The organism is Treponema sp. R80B11-R83G3 (assembly GCF_054786115.1).
This window is the reverse complement of the sequence record NZ_BDHF01000100.1, coordinates 1-4,593: the sequence shown is the minus strand read 5'-3', so window position 1 is coordinate 4,593 and position 4,593 is coordinate 1. Positions and strand designations below refer to the sequence as shown.

At 47.9% G+C, this 4,593-nt stretch carries 4 protein-coding genes; 3 read left to right on the top strand and 1 reads right to left on the bottom strand.

Annotated features, from left to right (window positions below; translation table 11 throughout):
* The first annotated feature begins 74 nt into the window (after positions 1 to 74).
* The 3 genes from ACYVRH_RS10905 to ACYVRH_RS10895 all read left to right on the top strand — a co-directional run bounded on the left by ACYVRH_RS10905 (position 75) and on the right by ACYVRH_RS10895 (position 2,578).
* Positions 75 to 2,018, top strand: a complete 1,944-nt coding sequence (locus ACYVRH_RS10905; protein WP_461256942.1) for a family 43 glycosylhydrolase — start codon at positions 75 to 77, stop codon at positions 2,016 to 2,018.
* A 124-nt stretch (positions 2,019 to 2,142) separates the two neighbouring features.
* Positions 2,143 to 2,319, top strand: a complete 177-nt coding sequence (locus tag ACYVRH_RS10900) for a PD-(D/E)XK nuclease family transposase (RefSeq protein ID WP_461256941.1) — start codon at positions 2,143 to 2,145, stop codon at positions 2,317 to 2,319.
* A 1-nt stretch (position 2,320) separates the two neighbouring features.
* On the top strand, positions 2,321 to 2,578 hold the full coding sequence (locus tag ACYVRH_RS10895; RefSeq protein WP_461256940.1) for a hypothetical protein: 258 nt from the start codon (positions 2,321 to 2,323) through the stop codon (positions 2,576 to 2,578).
* Between the two features lie 114 nt (positions 2,579 to 2,692).
* On the opposite strand, the gene ACYVRH_RS10890 is transcribed toward ACYVRH_RS10895, so the two are convergent.
* On the bottom strand, positions 2,693 to 4,593 hold a 1,901-nt coding region (locus tag ACYVRH_RS10890), incomplete at its 5' end, for a DUF4139 domain-containing protein (protein ID WP_461256939.1).

Here is a 4,593-nt window from a genome sequence, read left to right as displayed (position 1 = left end):
CCTAACGGTTAACCTCCCTCATCATGTGGTGAGGGGGGTTATTTTTTAATTTGAAATTTTTATTGGAGATATTAATGAAAAAGATTATTCTTATCGGACTGGTGGCGCTGGCGTTAACGTTAACACTAACAGCCTGTTCCAACGGCAATGACAATGTTCCGACCGGTACCGCACAAGTTACTTTTAATTCGGGTTACGACGGCGCTCCCGCCATTGGTCCCGTTACCGTTGACAAGGGCAAAGCGGCGGCGGACGCGTGGCCCGACAACCCGTCAAGGTTAGGTTATGACTTTGGCGGATGGTACTCGGGCGAAAATTTGTACAATGCCCAGACCGTTATCAATGGCGACGTGTCTCTTACGGCGCGATGGTCTGCGGCGGCATCAGGGCTTGAAGATCAGCCGTCTGCACAAGTTTTGGCGGCGCTGTTTGATACGGCGCAGGGCTTTCCCGCGAATATGTCAAATTCATGGAAAATCTGGGGGCACAAAAACCCCTTGTTCACTCAGGCCTTTGGCGCCGACCCCTACGCGATGGTATATGACGGTCGTCTGTACATATATATGAGCAATGATGCCCTGGAGTACGGCAGTGACGGATATTTAAGCGCAAACCCTTCCTATGCAAAAGGAATTCAAGGCATAAGGATCATCTCCTCATCGGATTTGGCAAATTGGACGGATCACGGAGCGGTGAACATTGCAGGGCCGGACAGCACAAACCCCCTCGTTACAAACTGGTATCCGATTGTAAACATGCAGGGCGTTAACGCTTCTTGGGCGCCTACCGCCGCATGGAAAAACGTAGGCGGAAAGCCAAAATTCTATTTATACTGGGCAAACAGCGGAAACGGCATCGGCGTTGTCATGTCGAACAGTCCCACAGGCCCCTGGTCTTCTCCTCTTGGCGATCTGCTGATAAGCCGAAGCACCCCCAACTGCGCGACGGTTGAGTATCTCTTTGATCCCGGCGTTTTTATAGACGATGACGGCGATGCGTATCTGTTCTTTGGCGGCGGCGGTTCTGGCCTGAACCCGGGTCATGCGCGCCGCGTAAAACTTAACAGCGACATGATCAGCCTTGCCCAAACCCCCGAGACATGGTATGTGCCATTTATGTTTGAAGCCAGCGACATGAAAAAATTCAACGGCGTTTATTATTTTTCGTACAGCGTTAACAACGGAAGCGGCAATATCGCTTACATGAAGTCAACTGCGGGGCCAATGAGCGGTTTTAGCGAAACGGCGACTACTGCGGATGTTATTCTTGTCAGCGCTTCTACCCAGCTTAGCTCTTCGGATTCCAACGTACACCACTCCATGTTTGAGTTCAAAGGCAAAACCTATATGTCATACCACACCCAAAAAGTAGGGGAAGCGATGGGCGTTACCAGAATGAGGACGGCCTCCATTGATCTTATGCCCATAAACGAGGACGGTACCATATCTCCCATCACCATGACGCGCAAAGGCGTAGAGCAGGTTGAAAATCTTAATCCGTATGTTCCCAACGAGGCGGAGACCATCGGCATTCAAGGCGGCATTTATACAAGGCCGTTAAACGCCGCGAGCAACAAGACGCTTGTAACCAGCATTGACACCGGCGACTGGCTTGCCCTGTACAACGTTGACTTTGGTGCCGAAGGAGCTAAAAAATTTATAGCAAGAGTCAGAACCCCCGAAGTGACCTCTGATACTCCGGCGGATTACTCAGGCGCGATAGAGATACGCATTGATCCCCAGGGCGCAGGCGTTACAGAGGACGACGGCAATCTTAACCTCGCCAGAACCGCCCGAATCACCGGCGGTGAAGTGGTAGGCCGCGCCTATATTAAGGCCAAATCAGGAGAAACAGGCAAGTTCCAAACCGTAACGGTCGATTTGGACCAACACGTTACTGGCGTGCATAACTTAGTATTTGTGTTTTACAGCAGCCGAGGCGTACACCCGGAAACTGTACAACCGGACTCAAGGCATAAAAACTGTTTTGAATTTGACCAGTGGCAATTTGAACGTTAATTGATAATGAAAAGTCTGTCCGCAGAGCAACTTACTTTACGGACAGGCGCTAATCTACTGCAAAGACAAAAAATTTACCATATATAACATTGCCTTCGTCTGTTTTTTTTGTTATGCTATTCTTATGGATTTTAAAATTCTTCCTCCTACGGATGACTGGATTTTTAAGCTTCTCTTTGGCGATGAGCGCAATAAGAGCATGCTCATTGACCTGCTTAAAGCCTTTGTTGAACTGCCTCAGGAAGAATACGAGTTAAGTTTCCTTGACACTTCCCTGGGCCAAGCGGAAGGAGGAATTTGAAATGGTAGCGGTAAAAAATCCTGAAATACGGAAAGCGGTAGACACTCTGTATCAATTAAGCTCTGACGAGCAAGTACAGGCAGAACATGAAAGGCGATTAAAAGCATGGCGGGATCGCACATCTCAACTTGAAGGAGCCTTTCTTGAAGGCAAAATTGAAGGCAAAGAGGAAGGTAAAAAAGATACTGCTCTAAAAATGAAAACTGATAATTTGCCTATGGAACAAATAATCAGATACACCATATGCGTAAAAAGATAACCCTAATCCCCATACCGTTTATCGTTATTTTTTGGTCATACTCGGCGTGTCGTTATACGCCTATTTTATCCGCCCTGCGCCGGACGCGATGCAATACATAGTGGACTAAGAAAATTAAAGATTAAGATCAGAGAGATACTTTTCATACGCCTCTTTAGCCGTCTTCGCTCTGAGATTTGCTTTTTGCAACTCAGCCGCGATGGCGTCAATTTCGCCGTCAAGGGAGACAAGCCGCCTTAAATACTCCTGGCCCTGCTGTGTTTGATTGCCGGCGGCCTCAAGATTTTTGCGTATTCTGTCCTGATCGGAAACAAGGCGCTCCCTCCGCTCCGTAATTTCTCTTACTGAAAGGTCGGCGGCGTCGCAGGCGCGTTTTAATTCTACTGCTTTCGAGAAAGCCTGGCGGACGTTAGCGGGGATTTCCTGATTGCTTGAATAACTTAATAAAGCGTCCAGCCTAAGAGGTAGAAGTGTTATTCTTTCCGAAATTGGACGCTGTTCCGTTACTGTTAAAACGGTTTGCTTGTTTGCGGCAAGAGTCACGTTAAAACGGTACGCCGATGTTGTCTGCTCGTCGGCTTTTGGAGAGACAAGCTCGGTATTTGAAGTCTTTGAGTGTTCCGTTACAAGCAGTTTTTGCTCGGAGCCTGAGTTAATAAAAGTGTAGATTTTTGTATAACTTATAAGGCGCGTAATGGTCATAACGCCCTGCGAAACATTCACCTTGCTTATAACATTAGCGCTTGTATTGCTTGTGGACGCGGTTACGGAGAGGTCTTCTCCAAAGGAGATTAGTCTTTTTTCATTTTCATTCCAGAATTCGATTAATGCGTCACCGGCGTAAACTCCGCCGTCATAAACGGTAATGGGACCTGCCGGTAATTTCATTTTACTTGTGTTAGTCAATTCCGCGCCAAGTCTTGGGAAGCGGCCTGTTCCGCTATATATAAGAAGTTTTCGCGCCTCTAAAGCCGCTTCAACTAACGGAAACATCGCGCTCATCCGGCGGTTTAGGCTTACCGGATTCTTGATTGTAAATTCAAATTGGCCTCCCGCGTTGTTTCCTGCTGCCGTATCTACAACGCCGCCTGTTAAATTGCTTGTGGCGGTACTTGCGCGTGGCGCTGGCATGGGCATTTCGGCTGCCGTTTGATCCCTTCCGACGCCATATTCCAACTTTTTGCTTCTTTCTTCCGATTCCGCCGCCATGTACACCGATGTATCATAAGAAGCGGCGGGAGCGGCTCCAGCGATTGATAGCGGAAGAACGGGACGATAAACGTAATAGGGAGGGTACAGTTCTTGAATAAAAGACGCGGGGCGGCCAGTGACAAGGGACAGTTCGATATTTATCCAGTCCGTATCGCTGTCGTTGTCAATAATCGCCCAGCCTTGAAAAAGCGGCTTTGACGCGCCAAGATCGAGCCTGTAGGAAACTTTCCAAACGGGAGAGGGAATAACGTAACTGATAGAAACGTTTCTCCTGCCGCTTCCGGGAAGATTTACCAAAAGCTGGCGGGAGAGCGAATTCCTTGAAGACGCGATTAAATCAAGGGCGCGGTCCAAGTCCTTTTGAACCGCCTCGTCTTTAAATTTTATCGAACTAATATCTTTTATGTTAAAAGACTGCAGTCCGTCTTTTGCGCTTAAAATAAGCCACGGCTCGTTAGCCATCATACCGTTTGCGCTCATCACCTGACGGTATTCAATACCGGCAATTCTGCCCGTGTAAGCGGTAGGGGAGGCAATTTCAATTTCCGCGCCCATGAGTCTTGAAAGAATAACGGCAATGCCCGGCATATCGGAAAGATCGATGTTTAAACTGCGTAACGTTTGAATCAACGTATTTGAAGACTGGTAGGTTACCGAAGGGTTTGATGAGGAAGGATCGCTTATTACCAAAGTTTTTAGCGCGTCGTTTACAGAGTCAATTTTAAATGGAAGATTGACGCTCGTCTGTCCGTTTATGGAGCCTGAATGTTCATAATACGCAAGCCCAGAGGTAAGGATAACGA

Coding starts and splice junctions, on each gene's coding strand:
- ACYVRH_RS10900 (WP_461256941.1), top strand. CDS start 2,143: ATGGATTTTAAAATTCTTCCTCCTACGGATGACTGGATTTTTAAGCTT.
- ACYVRH_RS10895 (WP_461256940.1), top strand. CDS start 2,321: ATGGTAGCGGTAAAAAATCCTGAAATACGGAAAGCGGTAGACACTCTG.
- ACYVRH_RS10905 (WP_461256942.1), top strand. CDS start 75: ATGAAAAAGATTATTCTTATCGGACTGGTGGCGCTGGCGTTAACGTTA.